We start from the raw sequence: 2,011 nt of genomic DNA on the forward strand, positions 1-2,011 counted from the left end.
CTCGACGAGTGGGATCTGCCCAACAGCGTCAAACAGGACAGCCGTCCTTTCGCACGCCGCGTGCGCGATGCGATGTCGCGCCACGTGCAGACGCTGGCTTATACCGCGTCTCACGATGCCTTGTTAAGCACCTTCGATCGCGGCCACGTCGCAGTGATCGTGGATGGCGATCGCTTTCTCGGCCTGATCACCCGTACCGATGTGCTGAACCATTGGCGTCACACCCTGAACTGATATTTGCCCGCTGCTAAGGAATTTACCATGAGCCGTTTTGATACCCTGACCGTACACGCAGGCTACACGCCCGACGCTACCGGCGCCGTGATGCCAGCCATCTATGCCACCTCGACCTTTGCCCAGACCGCGCCCGGAGAGCACGCTGGCTATGAATACTCGCGCAGTGGCAACCCGACTCGCGCCGCACTGGAGTCCGCCATTGCCAGCCTGGAGAACGGCACGCAGGGCTATGCCTTTGCCTCCGGCCTGGCCGCCAGCGCCACGGTATTGGAATTGCTCGATCACGGCAGCCATATCGTCGCCGTGGACGATCTGTACGGCGGCACCTGGCGTCTGCTGGAAAACGTGCGTAAGCGCAGCGCTGGCCTGAGCGTAAGCTATGTGGAACCGGGCGACAGCGCAGCGCTGGAGCGCGCGGTTACGCCGCAAACCCGGCTTATTTGGGTGGAAACCCCCACCAACCCGCTGCTAAAGCTGGCCGATCTGGCCGCGATCGCCGCGATTGCCCAGCGCCACAACCTGATTAGCGTTGCCGATAACACCTTTGCCTCACCGGTGCTGCAACGCCCGCTCGATCTGGGGTTCGACATTGTGGTGCATTCTGCCACCAAGTATTTGAACGGTCACTCCGACGTGATCGCCGGGCTGGCCGTGGTGGGCAACAACCGCGAGCTGGCAGCCAGACTGGCCTACCTGCACAATGCGGTTGGCGGCGTGCTCGATCCCTTCAGCAGCTTTCTCACGCTGCGCGGTATCCGCACCCTGGCGCTACGCATTCAACGTCACAGTGAGAATGCCCTCACGCTGGCACGCTGGCTGGAACAGCAGCCGCAGGTCGAACAGGTTTATTATCCGGGATTGCTCAGTCATCCGCAGTACGAACTGGCCCAGCGCCAGATGGCAGCGCCTGGCGGCATGATCTCGGTGCGTCTGAAAGGGGATGAAGATCGCGCCCGCCGAGTGATTCAGCGCACTAAAATCTTTACGCTGGCGGAGAGCCTCGGCGGCGTGGAGAGCTTAATCAGCCAACCCTACGCCATGACTCATGCATCGGTGCCGTTGGAAAAACGCTTGGAGAAAGGCAACACCACAGCTGATTCGCCTCTCGGTCGGCATCGAGAATGCAGAGGATCTGATCGCCGATCTGCATCAGGCGCTATCGGGAGACAACGCCTGATGTCGCACGGCTACGCCTGTTCCGACGGCGTAGCCAATGCCACCAGCAATCGCTGAATATCCTGCGGCGTGGGCGTCTCGCAGGTGAATAAAATGCGGTACATCAGGGGCGCAATGATGCGCTCAATTATCTGTTGTGCGCTGGCTGGCGCTTCGTGTCGCGCCAGTGCGCGCTCACGCATCACCTCCAACTGCTGCGCGGTGAAACCGGCGCACTTGCCCGAGCTTTCATGCCCCGGCGTGCCCAACACATCGCGCAGCATCGCCCGGCCCGGCTCCGAAGCCATCTCTTCGATGTAGGTATTCAGCCAGATCTCAAGATCGCCGGTGAAAGAACCGGTATCCTGCGGCTCGGCATCCGGACGCAGTTTCTCCACCGCCACATCGGCCAGCAGTTGGGGCAAATCCCCCCAGCGCCGATAAAGCGTAGACGGTGTTACCCCCGCGCGTGTCGCAATGGCGGGAATAGTGAGCGCCTGACGCCCCATCTCCTGCTCCAATTCGCGCACCGCCTGGTGAATCGCCGCCTGTACTCGCGCGCTGCGCCCCCCCGGCCGCACACCTTGTGTGATCGCCATCTGTTGCTCCCAGATCGAAC

General features: G+C 61.8%; 2 protein-coding genes and 1 pseudogene. 2 read left to right on the forward strand and 1 reads right to left on the reverse strand.

The annotated features are described in order from the left end of the window. The coding region (locus J5224_RS25760; protein ID WP_264628039.1) for a CBS domain-containing protein at positions 1-234 on the forward strand (234 nt) is incomplete at its 5' end. Between the two features lie 27 nt (positions 235-261). Then, a pseudogene (locus J5224_RS25765) lies at positions 262-1,414 on the forward strand (trans-sulfuration enzyme family protein). Positions 1,415-1,424: 10 nt separating this feature from the next. On the opposite strand, the gene J5224_RS25770 reads toward J5224_RS25765, so the two are convergent. Further along, on the reverse strand, positions 1,425-2,011 hold a 587-nt coding region (locus J5224_RS25770), incomplete at its 5' end, for a TetR/AcrR family transcriptional regulator (RefSeq protein WP_319802490.1).

This window comes from Candidatus Symbiopectobacterium sp. NZEC135 (assembly GCF_025962695.1).